General features: G+C 37.9%; 19 protein-coding genes. 9 read left to right on the top strand and 10 right to left on the bottom strand.

Annotated features, from left to right (window positions below):
• Positions 1-150: 150 nt before the first annotated feature.
• The gene (locus ASG38_RS00480; protein WP_056065561.1) at positions 151-1,329 is read right to left on the bottom strand and encodes an ATP-binding protein; all 1,179 of its coding nucleotides are present in this window, start codon (positions 1,327-1,329) and stop codon (positions 151-153) included.
• A gap of 688 nt (positions 1,330-2,017) precedes the next feature.
• Between ASG38_RS00480 and ASG38_RS00485 the strand changes: the two genes are divergently transcribed.
• Positions 2,018-2,467: a response regulator gene (locus ASG38_RS00485; protein ID WP_235498541.1), complete on the top strand. Its 450-nt coding sequence runs from the start codon at positions 2,018-2,020 to the stop codon at positions 2,465-2,467.
• A gap of 23 nt (positions 2,468-2,490) precedes the next feature.
• On the opposite strand, the gene ASG38_RS00490 is transcribed toward ASG38_RS00485, so the two are convergent.
• A complete protein-coding gene (locus tag ASG38_RS00490; protein ID WP_056065564.1) occupies positions 2,491-2,796 on the bottom strand; it encodes a SemiSWEET family sugar transporter in 306 nt (101 codons plus the stop codon).
• 294 nt (positions 2,797-3,090) lie between these two features.
• Here ASG38_RS00490 and ASG38_RS00495 point away from each other — a divergent pair, with 294 nt between their 5' ends.
• Together ASG38_RS00495 and ASG38_RS00500 are read left to right on the top strand one after the other, a co-directional pair.
• A complete protein-coding gene (locus ASG38_RS00495) occupies positions 3,091-3,822 on the top strand; it encodes a DNA-formamidopyrimidine glycosylase family protein (protein ID WP_056065568.1) in 732 nt (243 codons plus the stop codon).
• On the top strand, positions 3,819-4,559 hold the full coding sequence (locus ASG38_RS00500) for a DUF72 domain-containing protein (RefSeq protein WP_056065571.1): 741 nt from the start codon (positions 3,819-3,821) through the stop codon (positions 4,557-4,559). Before ASG38_RS00495 ends, ASG38_RS00500 begins: the two co-directional genes overlap by 4 nt.
• A gap of 274 nt (positions 4,560-4,833) precedes the next feature.
• Here the strand turns inward: ASG38_RS00500 and ASG38_RS00505 are convergent, their stop codons facing one another.
• Complete coding sequence (locus tag ASG38_RS00505) at positions 4,834-5,379, bottom strand: 2'-5' RNA ligase family protein (RefSeq protein WP_056065574.1); 546 nt, start codon at positions 5,377-5,379, stop codon at positions 4,834-4,836.
• Between the two features lie 231 nt (positions 5,380-5,610).
• Here ASG38_RS00505 and ASG38_RS00510 point away from each other — a divergent pair, with 231 nt between their 5' ends.
• Complete coding sequence (locus ASG38_RS00510; protein ID WP_157485952.1) at positions 5,611-5,913, top strand: hypothetical protein; 303 nt, start codon at positions 5,611-5,613, stop codon at positions 5,911-5,913.
• A gap of 41 nt (positions 5,914-5,954) precedes the next feature.
• Positions 5,955-7,523, top strand: coding sequence for an FAD-dependent oxidoreductase (locus ASG38_RS00515; RefSeq protein WP_056065579.1), 1,569 nt, complete (start codon positions 5,955-5,957; stop codon positions 7,521-7,523).
• A gap of 25 nt (positions 7,524-7,548) precedes the next feature.
• Here ASG38_RS00515 and ASG38_RS00520 read toward each other — a convergent pair whose 3' ends face one another.
• A complete protein-coding gene (locus ASG38_RS00520; RefSeq protein ID WP_056065582.1) occupies positions 7,549-8,031 on the bottom strand; it encodes a CinA family protein in 483 nt (160 codons plus the stop codon).
• A gap of 10 nt (positions 8,032-8,041) precedes the next feature.
• On the bottom strand, positions 8,042-8,554 hold the full coding sequence (locus ASG38_RS00525; protein WP_056065584.1) for a low affinity iron permease family protein: 513 nt from the start codon (positions 8,552-8,554) through the stop codon (positions 8,042-8,044).
• A 221-nt stretch (positions 8,555-8,775) separates the two neighbouring features.
• On the opposite strand from ASG38_RS00525, the gene ASG38_RS00530 reads away from it, so the two are divergent.
• The gene (locus tag ASG38_RS00530) at positions 8,776-10,275 is read left to right on the top strand and encodes a DUF4886 domain-containing protein (RefSeq protein ID WP_056065587.1); all 1,500 of its coding nucleotides are present in this window, start codon (positions 8,776-8,778) and stop codon (positions 10,273-10,275) included.
• A gap of 278 nt (positions 10,276-10,553) precedes the next feature.
• On the opposite strand, the gene ASG38_RS17560 is transcribed toward ASG38_RS00530, so the two are convergent.
• The 3 genes from ASG38_RS17560 to ASG38_RS00545 all read right to left on the bottom strand — a co-directional run bounded on the left by ASG38_RS17560 (position 10,554) and on the right by ASG38_RS00545 (position 12,587).
• Positions 10,554-10,952 (bottom strand): hypothetical protein, encoded by a 399-nt coding sequence (locus ASG38_RS17560; RefSeq protein WP_143395030.1) that lies wholly within the window; start codon positions 10,950-10,952, stop codon positions 10,554-10,556.
• A gap of 362 nt (positions 10,953-11,314) precedes the next feature.
• Positions 11,315-11,677: a hypothetical protein gene (locus tag ASG38_RS00540; RefSeq protein ID WP_056065593.1), complete on the bottom strand. Its 363-nt coding sequence runs from the start codon at positions 11,675-11,677 to the stop codon at positions 11,315-11,317.
• A 79-nt stretch (positions 11,678-11,756) separates the two neighbouring features.
• Positions 11,757-12,587 carry a helix-turn-helix domain-containing protein gene (locus tag ASG38_RS00545; protein ID WP_056065596.1) on the bottom strand — a complete coding sequence of 277 codons (831 nt, stop codon included), beginning with the start codon at positions 12,585-12,587 and terminating at the stop codon, positions 11,757-11,759.
• 308 nt (positions 12,588-12,895) lie between these two features.
• On the opposite strand from ASG38_RS00545, the gene ASG38_RS00550 reads away from it, so the two are divergent.
• On the top strand, positions 12,896-13,633 hold the full coding sequence (locus ASG38_RS00550; RefSeq protein WP_056065598.1) for a YoaK family protein: 738 nt from the start codon (positions 12,896-12,898) through the stop codon (positions 13,631-13,633).
• A gap of 126 nt (positions 13,634-13,759) precedes the next feature.
• On the top strand, positions 13,760-14,833 hold the full coding sequence (locus tag ASG38_RS00555; RefSeq protein ID WP_082482132.1) for an alpha/beta hydrolase: 1,074 nt from the start codon (positions 13,760-13,762) through the stop codon (positions 14,831-14,833).
• A 6-nt stretch (positions 14,834-14,839) separates the two neighbouring features.
• Here ASG38_RS00555 and ASG38_RS00560 read toward each other — a convergent pair whose 3' ends face one another.
• Positions 14,840-15,283 carry an SDR family NAD(P)-dependent oxidoreductase gene (locus ASG38_RS00560; protein ID WP_056065601.1) on the bottom strand — a complete coding sequence of 148 codons (444 nt, stop codon included), beginning with the start codon at positions 15,281-15,283 and terminating at the stop codon, positions 14,840-14,842.
• 511 nt (positions 15,284-15,794) lie between these two features.
• Between ASG38_RS00560 and ASG38_RS00565 the strand changes: the two genes are divergently transcribed.
• Positions 15,795-17,723, top strand: coding sequence for a sensor histidine kinase (locus ASG38_RS00565; protein ID WP_056065603.1), 1,929 nt, complete (start codon positions 15,795-15,797; stop codon positions 17,721-17,723).
• A gap of 237 nt (positions 17,724-17,960) precedes the next feature.
• Here ASG38_RS00565 and ASG38_RS00570 read toward each other — a convergent pair whose 3' ends face one another.
• Complete coding sequence (locus ASG38_RS00570; protein WP_056065607.1) at positions 17,961-18,719, bottom strand: SDR family oxidoreductase; 759 nt, start codon at positions 18,717-18,719, stop codon at positions 17,961-17,963.
• Between the last annotated feature and the right edge of the window lie 56 nt (positions 18,720-18,775).

Here is an 18,775-nt window from a genome sequence, read left to right on the forward strand (position 1 = left end):
TTCTAAAAAAAATAGTAAAAAATACAGCCATTTCTTTGTCCGGAGATTCAGCTGCACTTGAGGAAGGCAGGCGAAGGCCAGATTAACCAGATCTGTTTTTTCAGAATAGTATAAAGCCCGCAACGCGGGCTTTATAATTTTTATGCTTACTTAAACAGGAAAATAGCATTTAAAAACCGCCCCATTTCCATCAGATATGGCAACAATATGTCCGTTGTGCAAATCCATAATCTTTTTGCAGACAGCCAACCCGATTCCGGAACCTTTGTATATGCTTTTGTCATGCAATCTGAAAAAAATGGCAAATAAATTTTCTGCCTGATTTTGGTCAAACCCGATACCATTATCTTCAATGCATATTTCATACATTCCTTTGCATGCTCCTTCAGAACATACAGAACTGCTTATCTTAATTTCCGGATTTTTCCCTTTCGGCAGGAATTTTAGCGCGTTATCAATCAAATGATAAAACAGAAGCGACAGTAATAAAGGATATCCTGTAATGGCCGGCAATATCCCGCAACGTGTGATAATTGCCTCTTTTTCACTAATTTTTTGTGCCATATCTGAAAGCAGTGCATTGAGAAGTTCTTCCAAATCAACAGATGTCAGATTGCTGTCCATGGCCGGAATTCTGGAAAATGAAACAATGTCTTCTGTCAGCAATTTTAGTTTCTGTATCGCGCCCTGGGCTTTTCTAATATTAGCCTTTCCGGCATTACTAATATTGGGAGCATCTGTCTTGATAATAAATTCCAGATACATATATAATGATTGCAAGGTTTCCCTATAATCATTTGCGGCGATATTATTAAATGTAGTTAGCTCCGAGTTTAAGGATTCAAGTTCACGGTTCTTCTGGCCGAGTTCCTTATTGAGCGCATTTATTCTGTCATCGGCCAATTTTCGTGCCGTTATATCAGAAGTTGAAGTTGCCACTCCATCATTCAGTTTTACAACTGATTGGTAAAACCAGCCGTCAAACTGCTCATTTACATAATGCTTCTCATATTGTTGAGGTATGCCCGTTTCAGTTACCTCAACAAAGCTGTTAAATATTCCGGTATGCACAACACCCGGATTGTTTTTCAAGAGGCTTTGGCCTATAACATCACCATAATAGGTTTCTGAAGTATAATTATTCAGGACCCATATAAAATCTATTATTTTACCTTTTTCATCACGGACAGCTTCAAAAACCTGAACCATATCCAATGAACTGTCCAGAGTAGCCTGCAAGAGCTCTCTGTTTTTTTCCAATTCCGCATTTCGTTGCCTCAACTCGTTTTCGAGATGAGACATATAGCCTTCATCTGTTTTTTTCTTCATTCTTGGTTATGACTTGTGCGCCTTTTTTACCGAAACACATTTTACAGCAAAGCCAAATTGTTATTGCATGGAAAAAACGAATCGTAATTCGATATTTCCACCTTGAGATTTAGGTTGAATTGTATAAAATTTTTGTTGTTATTTTCTTTATTCGTAACGTAGTTATTGTACGAACAGGTTTTTATAAATAAACATCAATATTCTCGCTGGACCTAAGAAGATATAGCAGTAAGCAATATGCTTGTGAAGTAAAATGTATGAATCAAAGTGACGCGCACTGTGGAGCAAATATATATAAAAAGAGAGTTCTTTTTTTAATTTGCCGGGATATAAATTTTAATAATTTTCCAATATTTTGTGTTCTAAAGAGATACGTTTCTCAGGTAACCTGAAAAATAAAATGTTAAATTCTTTTAATTCTATTTAACAATACTTATCTTAGTTAATCTTTTATTCTACCCTCATAATTGAGGAGATTTTTTACATCAAAATCCTTTCGGACTATTTTATTCCTAAACATCAATTTAGCAAATGCTTTCTATCAGAGAGCTGGCAACGCTATTCCGTTAACTGAATTTTAATCTTCGGATAACTATATAGTAGCAATTTTTATGCCATAGTATTTTTTGGAACAGAAGCAAACACTATCAACTAAACACTAAAAACTAAACACTATCAACTAAACACAATGAAAACCTCAGACAAATTAATGCAAATTATACTTGTAGATGACGATACAGATGACCGATTACTTTTTGAAGAGGCATTCAATGAACTGGATTCCGGCGAAAATCTTACGATATTTAAAGATGGACGTGAAATACTGGATTATCTGTATACAACAACAGAAATTCCGGACATTGTTTTTCTTGACCTCAATATGCCTATCCTTGGAGGTATAGACATATTACGTGAAATAAGAAAAGATGAAAAATATCAAAAACTGTCTGTAGTAATTTATTCCACATCCTCGGCTGAAAAAGATATTGAAGATTCACTGATTGCCGGAGCCAATATTTATGTCAAAAAACCCAATGATTTTGAAACACTCAAAGAAACCCTAAGGAAAGTAATAAAAATGAACTGGCAGTTTCAATCGGCAGAATTAAACAGGGAAACATTTGTATTTGTTGTCTGATGCCTATATCCCTATATCCGGATTTATTTTTTGCCGCCAGTATTTGAAAGCGCCTTATTTACTTTCTTTATTTTCCTGTCAGGTATCTGGTGGAGAATCAGTATAACGATACTCAGTAAAGAAGAAATAGAATTCGTAATAATAAGCGGCCAGTCCGCCTTGAGGATACCATAAGCTGTCCAAAGTGATGTTCCGATTAGCAAAACCAGATAAGTTCCGGCAGAAACACCTTTGCTGGTCTTATCTTTTATTATTTTATAAGCCTGCGGAATATTGGCAATAGTAGTGAAAATGGCTGCAAGAGTACCTATTATAGTTATTGTTTCCATCGGGTGTGCTTAAATCAAATCTTACTGGAATGGTATTGTCTAATTTCCAAAATAAAAATTATTGAGGCTTATATTTTTCCTTCAAAATGTTGTAGGATTGAATGCTCCAATACACTTGTAATCATGCAGTAACATACAAACAAAACTTGGAATAGTATAAGGCACTATTTTGATGAGGTGCTTAATTTTAAGTATCGGCATGAAGCTTTAGAAGCTTTTGGACCGGCGAGAAGCAGACAAACGTAATCCGGAGTTGAAAACGGCAATCCTGATTCATTATTTAAATATAAGAAAATGCCAGAAGGTCCAAGCATAGTCATTCTAAAAGAAGAAGCCAGGCAGTTTGAAGGTCAAAAAATTATTTCCGTTTCCGGAAACAGCAAAATTGATCAGGATAGGCTGTTAGGTAAAAAGGTAATTTCTTTCCGAAGCTGGGGCAAGCACTTTCTGATTTGTTTTAAAGATTTTACAGTCCGTATCCATTTCCTGCTGTTTGGAACTTATAGAATTAACGAAACCAAAGATGCTCCGGTTCGCCTGAACCTGACTTTTCCATCGGGTGAAATAAATTTTTATTCTTCCTCTGTAAAAATACTGGAAGGGAATGTTAACCTGCATTATGACTGGAGTGCAGACGTAATGAATGAAAGCTGGAATCCGAAACAGGCCAAAGAAAAATTAAAAAACATCCTGAACAAACAAATTTGCGATGCTCTGTTGGAACAGGACATTTTTTCCGGTGTTGGCAACATTATAAAAAATGAAGTACTGTACAGGGTTCGTGTTCATCCGGAATCCTTAGTCGGAAAAATCCCTTCGAAAAAAAGGGACGAGATTATAAAAGAAGCCAGAAATTACAGCTTTCAGTTTTTGGAATGGAAAAAAAAGTTTGAACTTAAAAAACATTGGCTTGCCCATACCAAAAAAACATGTCTCCGATGTGACCTCCCAATTTTGAAGAAATATACAGGAGTGAAAAAACGCAGGAGCTTTTTTTGTGAGAATTGCCAGATACTATACCAATGAAAAAGAAAAATATATACATAGGCTGTTCCAGCTATAATACTGCTGACTGGAAAGGTGTTTTCTATCCGGAAAACTTACCTAAAACCAAATGGTTTGAATATTACTGCGAACATTTTTCTACCTACGAGCTCAATTCGACATTTTACAGGTTTCCCACACTTAAAAGTTTGCAGTCATGGCACGATAAAACACCCGAAAACTTCCTGTTTTCAATAAAAGCACCCAAACAGATTACCCATATTCACAGGTTTAAAGAATGCAGACAGCTAATAGAAGACTTTTATATGGTGAGCAGTGAAGGACTTGCCGGGAAATTAGGTTGTGTTTTATTCCAATTGCCGCCAGGTTTTGATTATAGTGCCTCAGGTCTGGAACTGATAGTAAACAGCCTGAACCCTGAATTTAAAAACGTAGTCGAATTTCGTAATCAAAGTTGGTGGATATCCGAAGTATTTGATGTTTTAAAGCAAAGAAACATAACCTTTTGCAGTGTAAATTATCCTAAATTGCCTTCGGATATTATGGTGACTTCTGACATTGGCTATGTAAGATTTCATGGGAATCCTAAATTATTTTATTCAGCCTATGACCGGGAAATATTAGAAAAAGCTCAAAGAGAGATTCTCGGCACAAATAAATTTAAAGAAGTGTTCATCTATTTCAATAATACTGCCAGCACCGCAGGCATCTTAAATGCACTTGAAATGAAGGAATTATTAAAATCAAATCGGGTTTAAGCCCTGTCTGCCAAATCCTGCCGTGAAACCAAACAACAAGTCATTAAAATCAATTACTATGAAAGTGTCTGTTACTGAAACTAAAGACGACAATTTTTGCAGATAATATGAAACAAACAGATTAAGCTTAGGATTCCTTTCCATCAGGTGGAAGGTGTGGCAACTTCAGATGGCAAACGTTATTATGCTATTAATGAAAAATGGCATTTGTATTTTTTTCACACCAGGCAGAAATTGCATGTCATTGAACTGGAATAGATGGCAATAGGCACTCTTATTGCAGCGGTATCGACACCCGGTCCTTAAATCCAAGTTCTTTTTTCGACATCAGCTTTTTAAGTACTGTAACTTCCTTGCAAGTCCATTCTGCAGAATACTCCAATTTTTCAAGATAAGGTCTTAGTACCTCAAATGTTTTATAAGGGATTTTTTTCGCCAGGCTAATATGGGGAGTCCTGGCTTTGGATTTCACAGAAATCATTAGCTCTATAATAGGTTCCGGATTATTGATTTTTAAATAAACGGTAACGCTGTTTTTGTGGTCAAAATAATCCCAACCCTGCACTCTTATCGGGAAAGGCTTGCTTCCGGATGTCAGTTCCTTTATAATTTCAGGTAAGGCTTCGTCGTCTGTACGTCGGTCTGTTAGGGTAATATGGGCAATAGAATGGACATTCTTTTCCGTAATATCCGCAATAGCATTCAGTTCTTTCTTGATCAGGGCTATATCAGCCTTAATGTCGTCCGGAGGAGAAAGCACGACAAGATAGGCATAGTCAGGCCCGAACAAAGAAGTCTGGTTATGGATGCGTTTCTTCATAATTAAAATAAAGACATTTCTGTATCCAAATTTAATCTGTCCCTGTCTTTTTTACCTACTAAAAAGCTGAGAAATTATTATATAATTTAAGGCCTGATGCGTTCAAAAAACGTCATGTAAGTTTATTTTAAAATTATATAATGCCCGCAGTAGTTTTTATTTGGAAATTTAATAGGACAATCTTTTTCCGGACAGAACGGAATAAGAATGGATAACTTAAAAAATACAGTCATGAAAAAGGATAATCAAAAAGAGCAATCAAAAAAAGAAAAGCCGGCAGCTAACAAAACAGCTGCAAAAGCTACAGACGATAAAGATACGGCCCGTAATCAATATAGTGGTTCCGGTGATTTTAGTTCGGACGACAATGAAGTAACAAACACAAAAGATGGGCAGCTCAATAAAGGGAAGACGATAGTTGACAGTCAGGTTCCTGAAAACGGAGACAGCCGCTATAATAACCAGAAGGCAAACAGGGCACATGGTCCGCGAAGCAAAACCTCACCCGGAGGTGACACTAATGACGGACAATAAAATTTTTTTAGATGCATGTACTCTTAATTGAATAAAACACTATGGATAATTTCAGCGATGCACTCATTTCTTCAGGCGATAATGTGTCTTTTTGGATAGACACTACGCCCATAATTTCTTTTAAAAAACCGGAAGGTCCTGCAAAAACCGAAGTGTTGATTATTGGCGGTGGTATTGCAGGACTTACGACTGCCTATCTTCTTTCAAAAGCAGGAAAAAAAGTCATAGTTGTGGAAGACGGATTTATAGGAAGCGGTGAAACCGGAAGAACTACGGCCCATTTAAGTAATGCACTTGATGACCGTTATTATTATCTGGAACGGGTTTTTGGAAAAGAAGCGGCCGCATTAGCGGCAGAAAGCCACACGGCGGCAATTGATGAAATTGAGAAAATTATCAGGACAGAACATATTGATTGTGCATTCAGGAGAGTAAATGGTTATTTATTCCTGCATCCGTCAGACAAGGAAGAGAATCTCGATAAAGAACTGGAAGCTTCACAAAGAGCAGGACTTTCCACAACCCTGTTGCCAAAAATTCCAACTATGGCGGGAGGTAGTGACCAAAGATGTATTGTTTTTCCTAATCAGGCTCAATTCCATATACTTCAGTATTTGAGTGGACTTGCAAAAGCGATAATACATTATGGAGGTATCATATACACAGAAGCACATGCTGAAAGCATCACTAAAGAAGGAGCTACGGTAAATGGATTTGCTTTTAGGGCAGACCACATCGTTGTAGCAACAAATTCTCCTGTGAATGATGTTCTGACGATGCATACCAAACAGCATGCCTACAGAAGTTATGTCATTGCCGGCAAAATCAGGAAAGGTCTGCTTCCTTATGCTTTATGGTGGGATACGGGCGACATGGATTCCAAATGGGTATCACAACCGTATCATTATGCCCGGGTAGCGGAATATGATTCAGAAAATGACCTGCTCATAGTGGGTGGAGAAGACCATAAAACAGGGCAGGGAGATGAGGAGTCCCTTCTGGAGTCTGCACGTTATGACAAACTGGAAGCCTGGACGCGTGAGCGTTTTCCTATGCTTGGAGATTTATCCTATCGCTGGTCCGGCCAGATTATTGAACCTGTAGATTCCTTAGGATTTATGGGTAAAAATCCGGGTGATGAAAATATTTATATCATAACAGGCGATTCCGGAAATGGAATGACACACGCCACATTGGGCGGTATGATTATCACAGATAGTATTAGAGGCATTCCTAATAGATGGCAGGAATTGTACAGTCCTTCACGCATTACTTTAAGCACTGCCATCGATTTTTTAAAAGAAGCTGGCAATATGGCTGTACAATATATGGATTGGATAGGCAGCCCCGACCTCCAAAATATTGCCGACCTTGAACCGGGGCAGGGTGGTGTCCTTTCCCATGGCATACGTAAAATAGCGGTATATCGCGATTATGACAATAAGCTAAGTGCTTTTAATGCAGTATGTCCGCATCTGGGCTGTATCGTACAATGGAATAATGATGAAAAATCATTTGATTGTCCGTGTCATGGTTCCCGATTTACGCATGAAGGCAAAGTGGTGAATGGACCATCAATAGAAAATTTACGAAAAATTCGTATTACATAGGCTATTTGGTCTTCCGGAATTACTTCTAATCTTTTAATAATTCCACAAGCAAAAGTCCTACCTTGTTTATAGTCTGGGATATGATTTCTTTTGGGCTGCCCGTAAATACTTCTCTATGGGCAATATATTTTTTGTCCTGCATTTTGATATGGATAAACATAGTTCCCACAGGTTTTTCCGGAGTTTCACTACCGCCAGGTGACGTTAATCCGGTAATGGCTACCGAAATATCATTTCTGAAAAATTTCACCAGTTTTTCTGCAAGCAGTTCTGTTACTTCAGAAGATTCTGCCGTATATTTTTCGATGGTTTCTTTAGGAATGCCAAAGAGCTCTTCTTTTACACAAACATCATAACAGACAATACCACCCAAAAATATCTCACCGGATTCCGGAACGAATGAAAATTCCGATGCGAGCCATCCCGCGGTTGCACTTTCAGCAAAAGCAATCTTTAATTTTTTCCCGGCTATAAGTTTGCTGCATTCTAAAATACTTTCTATGGCCATGATATAAGGATTAAGTTTTTTTAGGATTTTGTGGTTTTTTTGTTACAGAACGTTTGCTGTTTTTGGGCTTGTTGAGGCGTATTTTGTATTGATGTCCTTCTTTGGCTTCATCAAGTGAATGCGATTCGTGAAGTGCCCTTTCTTTTTTTGCCAATTCATTCAGCTTGCTGTAATACCTGTTAATGATTAGCATTTCTTCTTCGGTAAGGTCTTCAATATCTACCAGGCGATTGCTGGCCAGTTTGCTGGAAGCCAAAAGCTCATTAAGTTTTAACTGCATGGCAAGCGAATCCTTGTTTTGAGATTTCTGGATAAGAAAAACCATCAGAAAAGTGATAATTGTAGTTCCGGTATTGATTACCAGCTGCCAGGTTTCGGAATAGTTAAAAACAGGACCGCATATTCCCCAGGTTACTACTATAGCAAAAGCAATCAGAAAAGCGGCTGTAGAGCCTGTCGCATGGGCAACTTTTGAAGCGAAAGTTTCAAAAAAATCTTTCTTTTTTTTGTTTTTTGATTCCATAGGTCTTTATGTTAGCTTTTAGTATAAAGTTCATAAATACCTTGTTGATGGGTGTTATATTTTTTTTGAGAAGCCTTACAGAATTTTTTACAAATTAAATCTGGTATCTTTTATAAATAAGGGATTAGCTTTATGTCGTTTCTGTACAATTTTATATAAAAAGAAACATGTAATTTTGAATTGGTTTGGCTTTAGCGGCTCATTTAATACTTCTTCATACTATGAAAAATTTAGTCCTGTTAATACTATTATTTCTAACGGTAAAAGCATCGGGTCAGAATCAGACAAGAAAGGTCTTATTTTTAGGGAACAGTTATACTTATGTAAATGACCTGCCCTATATAATTTCTGAATTGGCTGCCAGTGTGGGTGATGTTTTAGTTTATGACAGCCATTTAATAGGAGGATATACTTTGGAAGACCATTTTGCAAGCACTGTTTCATTAAACAAAATCAGGTCACAAAATTGGGATTATATCATATTACAGGAGCAAAGCCAACGGCCGGCATTTATAATTCCAAGCGGATTCATGAACGGGTTTAATAACCTGACAACGTTTATAAAAGCAAATAAGCCTTGTGCACAGGTTATGTCTTTTATGACCTGGGGATATAAAAACGGGGATACTCAAAATTGTTCTGCAAATCCGGCCGTGTGTACTTATGACGGAATGCAGACCCAATTGACGAACCGATATATAAGTATGTCGGATTTGTTCGAATCAGAAATTACACCTGTGGGAGTAGTCTGGAAACATATAAGGGAAAATTACCCTTCCATAGAGTTGTATCAGGCTGATGGCAGCCATCCGTCTGTTGCCGGTTCTTATCTTGCCGCCTGTTGCTTTTATGCTACTATTTTCAGAAAAAATCCCGGACAGATTTCTAATAATTATGATTTGGATGCAAATACGGCATCCATTATAAGAAATGTGGCTAAAACTTTAGTGTTTGACCAGATGGAACAATGGTATATAGGAAGATATGTCCCGGTTTCAGATTTTGATTATGTAATAGGAACCGGCCATAATGAGATAAAAATAAACAGGAATGAAACCACTTATAGAAATTCCTTTATATGGGATTTTGGTGACGGAACAACTGCAACAGACCGCACGCCAACACATAGTTATTCTGCGGATGGGACTTATACAATCAGACTGACTTCCTACAAATGTTTTTTAGGTCAGAATATAGAGTCGGTTTTTGAACGTACCGTAAATTTTTGTACCCACACGAATACCATTTACCCAAACCTTTTACTTTGCCCGGATGAAACTGGAACACTTTGGACACAGCCCGCAGATAGCTATCAATGGTATGATGAAACAAGCCCTATAAACGGGGCAACAAATCAATCCTTGCAGGTTGAACCTGGAAGAGCCTACAGGGTGTTGACTACAGTTAATGGCTGTTCCGAAATGTCTTCGCCAATGTTGGTAGATTCGTATATGAATATTGAAGACTGTAGATTGCGACTTCCGGAAAATAAAGCTGTAGAAGCCACCATTTTCCCCAATCCGGTTAAAGACATTCTTACTATCCGGATGAATAAAACCCTACAGGAAATTTCGGTTTATGACATGACGGGAAAAAGAATAACTGTAAATCAGGTTTCACCTTATGCTTATGATGTTTCCGGAATTTTAAACGGGATGTATTTTTTAAGGATTAGCCTTGAAAATGGGAGCTATGTTTCAACAAAATTTATAAAAGAATAAAACAGTAATAGTTAGTCTGTTTCTTTAGGACGGTACATTTAAATATTTGGCAATTCATCCTGAGAGAGCAGGATTGAGGAAACCGGATTTTGAAAGAGCCGTCCTGTTTTTATTGATTTCATTGGAGTATAAAAAAAGCCTGCAGATTCTCACAGGAATATAAAAATTAACCTTTTGGATTAGAATAAAGTTTAAAGAAAGCTTGACAAAAATGGTCAACACTTGAATTTAAAGGACTTTATTTCGCGGCATATGGAAACAAATCGGCTATACTATGATTATGAATTTATCAGTTTTCTTATCAGTGAATGCCAAAAGTCAGTCTTGGGTATTGTAATAAACAAGACTATTTCAAATATCCAGCAGCAAAGAAACAGGAAGTAAGGACTTTGGAGAACACGTTTCTTCCATCTGATTTTTTCTATGAGTACAATACTTATTGAAATTATAAAAGGAAGTAAAACTGAGGCCGGCAGACCCAGTCCCGGTTTTATATGGTTAAGCAATCTTGACATTCCGGGATTAAGTATAATAAGGGAAGCCGCAATTATAAAAGCTATGTGCCATCGGAGATTCTTTCTGTTGAACATTGCAATCAGGTAATATGCCGAAAACGAAATAGCATCCAATAGTCCGATAAAGGCCGTAATCGCAGCTTTGTCTTCTGAGATGTTCATTTCCCTTTTTGTTTGGCGGATTACCAGTATAAGAATGGTAACTACTAGAACGGGGGCCAAAAAATATGAGATTCTGCCAATCTTTTGGTGTAACGCATACTTCTTTCGCCAGATAAGAATCGGCTGCACAAGCAGCAGGGCAAACCAGCATATGAAGGCCGCAAAGTGGATATGAATAACCGGTGGGAATTTAGTTGTATCCGGTAAAAAACGGATATAGGAATTGAAAAATCCTGCCAAGGATATTACTACCACGCTAAAAAAGAATGCTATCAATAATTGGTTGTTCTTCATAGTTATTCTGCTTGCTGATAAACGGATCCAATATCTTAATTTATAAGAACCAAACTGAAATCTTTAGATTAAAATGCTACATGGAAACTCATTTCCTGACACTGAACGATGTTTCTATTGGTAAAAGTCTGATCTTCTATAGCCTGATTGGAGTTGTTAATACTTGCTACATTAATATGATAACTCCCCGGTACTAATCTGATGGTATCACTCCCTTTTCCTGCTTCAATTATTTTTTCTCGGGTAATACTTTCACTGCCAATTTGAGTTACCAATATACCGTGCTTTATATTGATGTCACCAAAAGATACTTTTACAACCCCGTAATTTTTTGCTTCGCAGTTTGCAATAGAAGCATTATCATCATCTTTTGAACATCCTGCAATAAAGAATGGCGAAAGAAATAGCAAAGAGACAAACAATTTTTTCATGACATTCGTTTTTCTATTAATACTTTAAAACAAAATTAGGATTACACGACGCATCATTGTTTGTAAAAAACGGAAATTTTCAGGGTTTCAGATAATCCAGTTCACACCAATTATTGATGTCGGAATGGGTATTTGAAAAATAATCCGACGGCGAAGTCCCCATGTATCGCATAAAATCTTTGTTGAGGTGAGAAAGATCGTGGTAGCCGCATCGCAGTGCAATATCGAACAGTATTTCCGGATTTTGGGCGTAAAGATTTACAAATGAATTAAAACGAATCATATCGCCATATTTTTTTGGAGAAAAACCGATATACTCCATGAAAAGATAATTCAGGTTCCTGTTACTGGTAAACACTTGTTCGCTTAGGTTTTCCACAGGAAAATGACCCGATTTTTGACACAGAATATTGATGGCTTTTGCAACCGCGCCATATTTTAAGGGAAGATTCACCCTAAATTTTCGGATAAGATACTCCTGTACCAACTGCCATTTTAAATCTACAGAATCGGCATAAGCCAGTTTTTCATTCACGTCTCGGGTATTTTGATCGATATCTGTTATATCAAACCGCTTGTTGGCAAAAATATGCGCATCATCATTGTGGAATAGACAGGAAATACCAGGTTGCATCTGGACCAGTATAACTTCGATTTCAGACAAAACATGGAATGAAGCAGGAAGATTTCCCACACCAAAGGCGTAAACAGAATTGGGACGGAATATATAATTTTCAGTACCATACAACATTTCAAGAGACTGCTTCTTTTCTATCACAAAAAACAATGTTGAAAAAATCCGGGGAACCATCTTAAATTCGCAAAAGTCCTCCGGATTCTGTTGAAAATATGAGGCGTTCGCAATATATCTGCCCAACGCAGGCTGTATGGGAAGTAACTGGTGATACATAAATCTGTTTATTTATGAGAAAATACCCGTGACATTCTTGAACTTTAATTAAAGCTACTCATGTTTAGCATATTGTAAAATTACAAAATTTTTATTAGCGGGATTTTTGCCCATATTTTGGTAAAAGATTGAATAATCCATAACAAGTATCAACATACTGAGTAGGAGACTATATCTTTTGGCTTTTCAGGGTGAGTTGTCTATATAGGAAGAATTTTGTTGGTTTTTTGAAAAATAGCTTGCAAATCTACTCCTAAACACACTTTTAGCCCCCTTTTTTATAAATTTGCTTTTAAAGCGTTAACAGGATGTTTAGACATACGGGAAAGGGGAGAACCTATTTGCACAACCTCAGGCTGGCTTCACTTTTGTCAGGGGTTGCAGGCATTGTAAATATTGTCGGAGTGCTGGGTCTTAACACATTGACGACCAACGTTACCGGTCATTTTGCTTTCTTATCGGAAGAATTTGTTACAAAAAATTACAGTCTTGTCTGGGTATATTTTTTCTATGTTGTGTTCTTTTTAGCCGGGGCATTCGTTTCAAATATCTTAATTGAAATCGCTGCCAGACGGAATGTAATCCATTCCTATGCATTGCCTATAAGTTTGGAAATTATTGTGCTTCTGGTGGTTAGCTTTGCTGATACGCCTATGGACAACGACCAGTTCCCTTCAAAAGTTTTCCTTTCGTGTCTACTGCTATTTGCCATGGGGCTACAAAATTCGCTTGTGACCAAAGTTTCCCAATCTGTAGTACGGACCACCCACCTGACCGGATTATTTACCGATTTGGGCATAGAGCTCTCACAGTTACTATTTTACAGAGGATTGTCTGAGCGTGCTATCTTAAGAAAGAGTATCCTTTTGAAAGCCGCAATCATCGGCTGCTTTTTTATAGGGGGACTTTTGGGCGGTTTTATTTTTCTCCAACTTGGAATCAGGACGCTATACATTCCGGTTGCCTTACTGGCCGCGGCACTTTGGTATGACAGTATACTTTTGAGAATCTACCACATCAGGCGTAAATTAAGAGCTCACAATTGAATTTCTGTTTTACCACCTAACTGTTTTGGAAAAGAAATACATTGCAAAACCTTAAATTGCTAATGTCTCAATTTTACAATTTTTTCGTTATTGTTTCGCTTAGTTTTGAAATATAAAAAAAATGCCATGCAATACGTTACACTTTTGGGAGACTTTATAGAAAATGCTAAAAAAACATTCAAAACAGGTTGGGTAACGACTGTTTCAAAAGGGAATATTTTTCTGTTCATTCAACTTTTTGCTTGTAATTTTTGCTTTTCCCAAAGCTATTCACACTTGAGTATTTCAGATACAATAACGATCCATTCAAAAGTATTTGATGCCAAAAGAAAAGTAATTATAACAAAACCCTCACCTACAAAGACAGAGGAGAAACAAAGCAACTATATTGTATATATGGATGCAGATGACCAAAATATCAATGGGTCATTTCTACAATCTGCCAACAATTTAATCGCTAATAAAGAAATACCACAGAGCTATTTGATTGGAATAATTCACGAAAACAGGAATACGGAACTTTTGGAGAAAGACAAGCTGCTAAATTTTCTTAAAGAAGAATTGATTCCTTTGCTTGAAGATAATTATGGGAAAGCAAATAAAACAACCATAGCAGGTCATTCTTTTGGTGGATATTTTGCAACGTACGCATTTCTGAAGGATAATGATGTTTTTAATTCTTGTATAGCAATTAGTCCGGCTTACTGGCCAAACAAAAATGATGTTATCGAACTATTACTTGAAAAGGCAAGCCTTGTTCATGGCAGCTTCTACTTAGCCGTTGGTGATAAGAGATGGGATGAAATTTCCTTAAGAAAAAACGTATTTAAGGTACAAAAAACACTAAGAAATCAAAAGAATCTTTCTTTTGGCTTTAATGATTTGACAGGCTTTGCCCACAATGCTACTCCGGTAGTAGGCTTTGGATTAGGACTTAGCTTTGTTTATGACGAATGGGAATGGATGAATATTCTGGAAGAACAGGACAATAAATTAAAGCAGTTCCCGGATTTTTGGGGTCATCTTGAAATAAAAGCAGATGCATTGTTCCATTTAAACCGTGTTTCAGAGGCAAAATCCTTTTATCAGGAAGCATTAAAAAATACAGCGGAGGATAAACACTTGTCCAAATCGGAAATGAGAGAGGTAACGAAAAGACTGCGTACTAAAATTAAAAAATGCAGTAAAATTTTACGATAATTGTCTTCAGTTTTTATGGCAAATAAGGGAGCAATTCCATGGCAAAAACGCCTGCGTTATTGCCAGATTTCCAAAGACATTCGTTTCCCAAACGGTCTTCATCTCATTTATCGACGTGATACTGGCAAGTTGTGCTGACAAAATTTCCTGCATAGTCCGTCCAGGTTTTCCTGCATTTGAAATAGCAGTATTATTCACAAGTACGGTGAGGTATCCGAATTCATTTTCAATGACGTTCACTGCCGCTTGTATAGAGTCGTTATCCGTAATGTCCAATTGAAGGGCTTTAGTAAGGCCACCGATGGCTGCAACAGCCGCTTCTCCTTTTTTAAGGTTTCTGGAACCGAAATATACCGTGTATCCATTATCAGCCAAAGCTTTGGCTATCTGGAACCCGACACCAGTGTTAGCACCTGAAACCAGTGCTGTTTTTCTCTCATTTGTATGCATAATTATATCTTTTAAATTTTACATAGCAAAGTTCCTGATTTTGTTAGCTATGAATGTAGCCAAATCAGGAACATTTGTAGTCATATCGAGAAAGCTTCTAAGTTGCCAGTCACATTACCCGCATTTATATTCAAGCTGCATACTGATGAGATTTCTGTTGAATTGTATTAAAAAAGGCTTGTAAAAAATTGAATAGCAATAACTCTCCGAGCTGCCTTTTGAGGGATTATTCCTTACATCTGAATTTATCAAATGTTTTGTTTTTGTTAATATTAATACTAGAATTTCCCTGAAAAGAGCTGTAACACCAACAAATGACTGTGTGCCGTGTGGATGTCAAAAACTTCGATATAGAACCTTACGAAGAACATACCGTTTTGTACTATTTTTGTCATCTGCTAATTTTAGATTTTGGAATATGTTGCAACGGAATTTTTTGATGAGCTGTTTATTGAATAGAATTAGCTTGAGGTCAAACATCCATTTCACTATTGGAATAACCTTATTTTTGATGTTTTTTGCCACATGCTGTAGGGGACAGTCGGCCAATGATTTCAGTTATCAAAATATAGGTGACGAACTTTACTACCTGGAAGATAAAAGTTCAGCGATGTCATTAGCCGATGTCAAAAAACTAGCCGATACCGAATTTACAAAAGGGAAGGACAAAATCCTGAATTTTGGCAACACTTCTTCGGCATGGTGGATAAAAATCAGTTACACTGCAAAGCAGGACTTGCCCCTGTATCTCATCATTGATGCGCCCAATATCGAATATATCGATGCCTACACAACCGATAGTAAAGGCCAAACAGTCCTTTTTAAGACGGGATCCCTTAGGACTACCCAGCCCAATGTAATCGTCCGAAACAACTTTATGCTGAATCTGCCAGTTGCTTCAAAGATTGAAAATAAAACGATCTATCTACGATTGAAGACAAATAATATCTTGCTGGCACCAATAAAGTTGGCTACGGCAGAAAGCGTGATACAGGGGCAGGAGTTCAAACAGGGAATCGAATATATCTATATCGGGTTGTTGATTGGGCTGTTGCTGTTTAACCTGTTCCTGTTTGTCAGCGTCAGAGACATCACCTATCTTTATTACGTATTATATGTCCTTACGTTATCAAGCTACCTGCTGATCTATATCAGGGGATATGGTTTTATTTTTGGCGATGAAATAAGGATCTTTTTTAATCAGTATCCACATGTTCTCTTGAGCTTTTCGGTAATAGCCTCGCTACTGTTCTGCAATAAGTTCCTTCACCTGCGGCAAAGAGCACCTAAGATGCTGGGTATTTTCTATGGGATTGGCGGCCTTGGCCTGATTCTTTTTTTTGTCAGTGCTTTGGGATTCAAACACACGGCAACAACTATTGCTCAATTCCTGACCGTCACAGTAGCCGTAGTGGCATGGATTGCGGGTGTAATTGCCTATCGGAACGGACACCGACCTGCAAAGTATTATATCGTGGCCTGGTTCTTTATCTGGGTGACTGTAGCGATGGTTACGCTAAGCCTGGGCGGACTTATCCCGTCCAGCGAATTCACAATTCAACTGGTGCCTATTGGCTCAACCCTCGAACTGCTATTGCTTTCCTTCGCACTGGGCGATCGGTATAAAGTGATTATTAAAACAGAACAAGAGGTCAGGGACGAAAATCTGTTTTTGGTAAGAACACAGAATCAACGCCTCGAGGAAAAGGTACACGAACGTACGTTACAGCTCAATAGTACTATCAAGGAGCTGGAGAGTTCCAATGCCATCAAGAACAAACTGTTTTCAATCATTGCACACGATCTTAGAAGCCCGTTGAACAGCCTTTTAGGTATCCTGTCGTTGAGCGACATGCAGCTGTTGACTCCAGAGGAATTGCAGGAACTACTCGAAGAAAATAAAAAAACAATCAAATCAGTCAGTTATACGATGGATAACCTTTTGCATTGGGCGCAAAGCCAGATGGACGGTCTGATAACCAAAAAGGACCGTTTTGAATTAAAGGCTGTATTTGATGAATTATTGGTGCTCTATCTTCCTCTGATTAAACAGAAAGGTATCCAATTGGAACGGTTGGTTGAGGACAACAGCATCATTAGCGCTGATCGCAATCAGGTCAGTCTTGTGTTACGGAATCTGATCGATAATGCAATTAAATTCACCCCCTTAGGCGGAAGGATCTGGTTTACGCTGCAATCTATACCCGAAGGCGTACAATTTTCGGCGGAAAATGAGGTTGCGGATAATCTTGGAATAGATATCGACAATAGGATTGGGAATAAGATGGCAAGCGCTACACGTGGTACCGGAAATGAACAGGGCGTTGGACTTGGCCTGATATTATGCCAGGAATACGTCAAAAATAATGGAGGCACGTTTCAGGTCGATCAAAAGGAAAACAGGATCAGATTTTCTGTGGTACTGCCAGATGAGCGGTAATACTTCCAATTTCCATTATTTTTTCCAGGACTATGGAAGTACCCAATGCTATCAAAGAACAGATAACAATGCACGATCATTGGCATCGCGGAATCATTTTGTATAAAATCAATCAGTGCTAAAATGACAAAGGCTGCAATAAATTGAAAGAAACCAAAAATAGTGCAGTAAGCAAAATACCAATAAGAAACTGCCCTTATTGGTATTTTTTTATTGAATTAAAATTACCTGCTGGTTTTACCACGGAATTTCCCCTGTTTCAGGATTCATATCTTCGGAAAAAAACTTGCCTGTCGGGCCATCGCTGCCTATTGTGGCATATTTTATAATTCTTCTGGCTGCGTCTTCAACAGAACCCTGCCCGAGCTGATGGTTGAAATCTGTCTTTGTCGAGCCCGGGCTTACCGCATTGACCTTGAACGGCAGGTCTCTAAGTTCATAGGCAAGGACAAGTGTATACATGTTCAATGCCGCTTTGGAGGACTGATATACGACACCTTTGTGCCTGTAATGGATAAAATCAGGATCGCTGTGAAGGGTAAGCGAACCTTGGCTGGAGCTTACGTTGACAATTCTGGGTTCATCTGATTTCTTGAGCAGATCCATAAATGCCTGGGTTACATTGACAACCCCGAATACGTTGACTTCAAATACTTCCCTGAATTTGGCTACATCGGTTTCTGTTGCCATATGCATCAGGGGTTTGTCACCATCGAATTCGATACCGTTGATTCCCGAATTATTGATCAGCACATCCAGTGTGTCTGTTTTTTCACCCAAAGACGCCCGGGCTCTTTCAACAGATTCGGTATCTGTGACATCTATCTGGATAAATTCTGCATTTGAAAATCCTTCGGAGATAAGCTTTCCTACGGCCTCAATTCCTCTTTTCCTGTCGCGGCTGCCTATGAATACACGATAGCCTTGCTGCAATAATTGCCTTGCAGTCTCAAAGCCAATTCCCTTATTCGCTCCAGTAATGAACGCTGTTTTCATATGGTTTAAAATTTTAATTATTACTCCTGCAAAGGTATCTGGTTTTTAGTATACAT

This window comes from Flavobacterium sp. Leaf359, assembly GCF_001423985.1.
GTDB lineage: Bacteria > Bacteroidota > Bacteroidia > Flavobacteriales > Flavobacteriaceae > Flavobacterium > Flavobacterium lindanitolerans.

Coding starts and splice junctions, on each gene's coding strand:
- ASG38_RS00480 (WP_056065561.1), bottom strand. CDS start 1,329: ATGAAGAAAAAAACAGATGAAGGCTATATGTCTCATCTCGAAAACGAG.
- ASG38_RS00485 (WP_235498541.1), top strand. CDS start 2,018: ATGAAAACCTCAGACAAATTAATGCAAATTATACTTGTAGATGACGAT.
- ASG38_RS00490 (WP_056065564.1), bottom strand. CDS start 2,796: ATGGAAACAATAACTATAATAGGTACTCTTGCAGCCATTTTCACTACT.
- ASG38_RS00495 (WP_056065568.1), top strand. CDS start 3,091: ATGCCAGAAGGTCCAAGCATAGTCATTCTAAAAGAAGAAGCCAGGCAG.
- ASG38_RS00500 (WP_056065571.1), top strand. CDS start 3,819: ATGAAAAAGAAAAATATATACATAGGCTGTTCCAGCTATAATACTGCT.
- ASG38_RS00505 (WP_056065574.1), bottom strand. CDS start 5,379: ATGAAGAAACGCATCCATAACCAGACTTCTTTGTTCGGGCCTGACTAT.
- ASG38_RS00510 (WP_157485952.1), top strand. CDS start 5,611: ATGAAAAAGGATAATCAAAAAGAGCAATCAAAAAAAGAAAAGCCGGCA.
- ASG38_RS00515 (WP_056065579.1), top strand. CDS start 5,955: ATGGATAATTTCAGCGATGCACTCATTTCTTCAGGCGATAATGTGTCT.
- ASG38_RS00520 (WP_056065582.1), bottom strand. CDS start 8,031: ATGGCCATAGAAAGTATTTTAGAATGCAGCAAACTTATAGCCGGGAAA.
- ASG38_RS00525 (WP_056065584.1), bottom strand. CDS start 8,554: ATGGAATCAAAAAACAAAAAAAAGAAAGATTTTTTTGAAACTTTCGCT.
- ASG38_RS00530 (WP_056065587.1), top strand. CDS start 8,776: ATGAAAAATTTAGTCCTGTTAATACTATTATTTCTAACGGTAAAAGCA.
- ASG38_RS17560 (WP_143395030.1), bottom strand. CDS start 10,952: ATGAACATCTCAGAAGACAAAGCTGCGATTACGGCCTTTATCGGACTA.
- ASG38_RS00540 (WP_056065593.1), bottom strand. CDS start 11,677: ATGAAAAAATTGTTTGTCTCTTTGCTATTTCTTTCGCCATTCTTTATT.
- ASG38_RS00545 (WP_056065596.1), bottom strand. CDS start 12,587: ATGTATCACCAGTTACTTCCCATACAGCCTGCGTTGGGCAGATATATT.
- ASG38_RS00550 (WP_056065598.1), top strand. CDS start 12,896: ATGTTTAGACATACGGGAAAGGGGAGAACCTATTTGCACAACCTCAGG.
- ASG38_RS00555 (WP_082482132.1), top strand. CDS start 13,760: ATGCAATACGTTACACTTTTGGGAGACTTTATAGAAAATGCTAAAAAA.
- ASG38_RS00560 (WP_056065601.1), bottom strand. CDS start 15,283: ATGCATACAAATGAGAGAAAAACAGCACTGGTTTCAGGTGCTAACACT.
- ASG38_RS00565 (WP_056065603.1), top strand. CDS start 15,795: ATGTTTTTTGCCACATGCTGTAGGGGACAGTCGGCCAATGATTTCAGT.
- ASG38_RS00570 (WP_056065607.1), bottom strand. CDS start 18,719: ATGAAAACAGCGTTCATTACTGGAGCGAATAAGGGAATTGGCTTTGAG.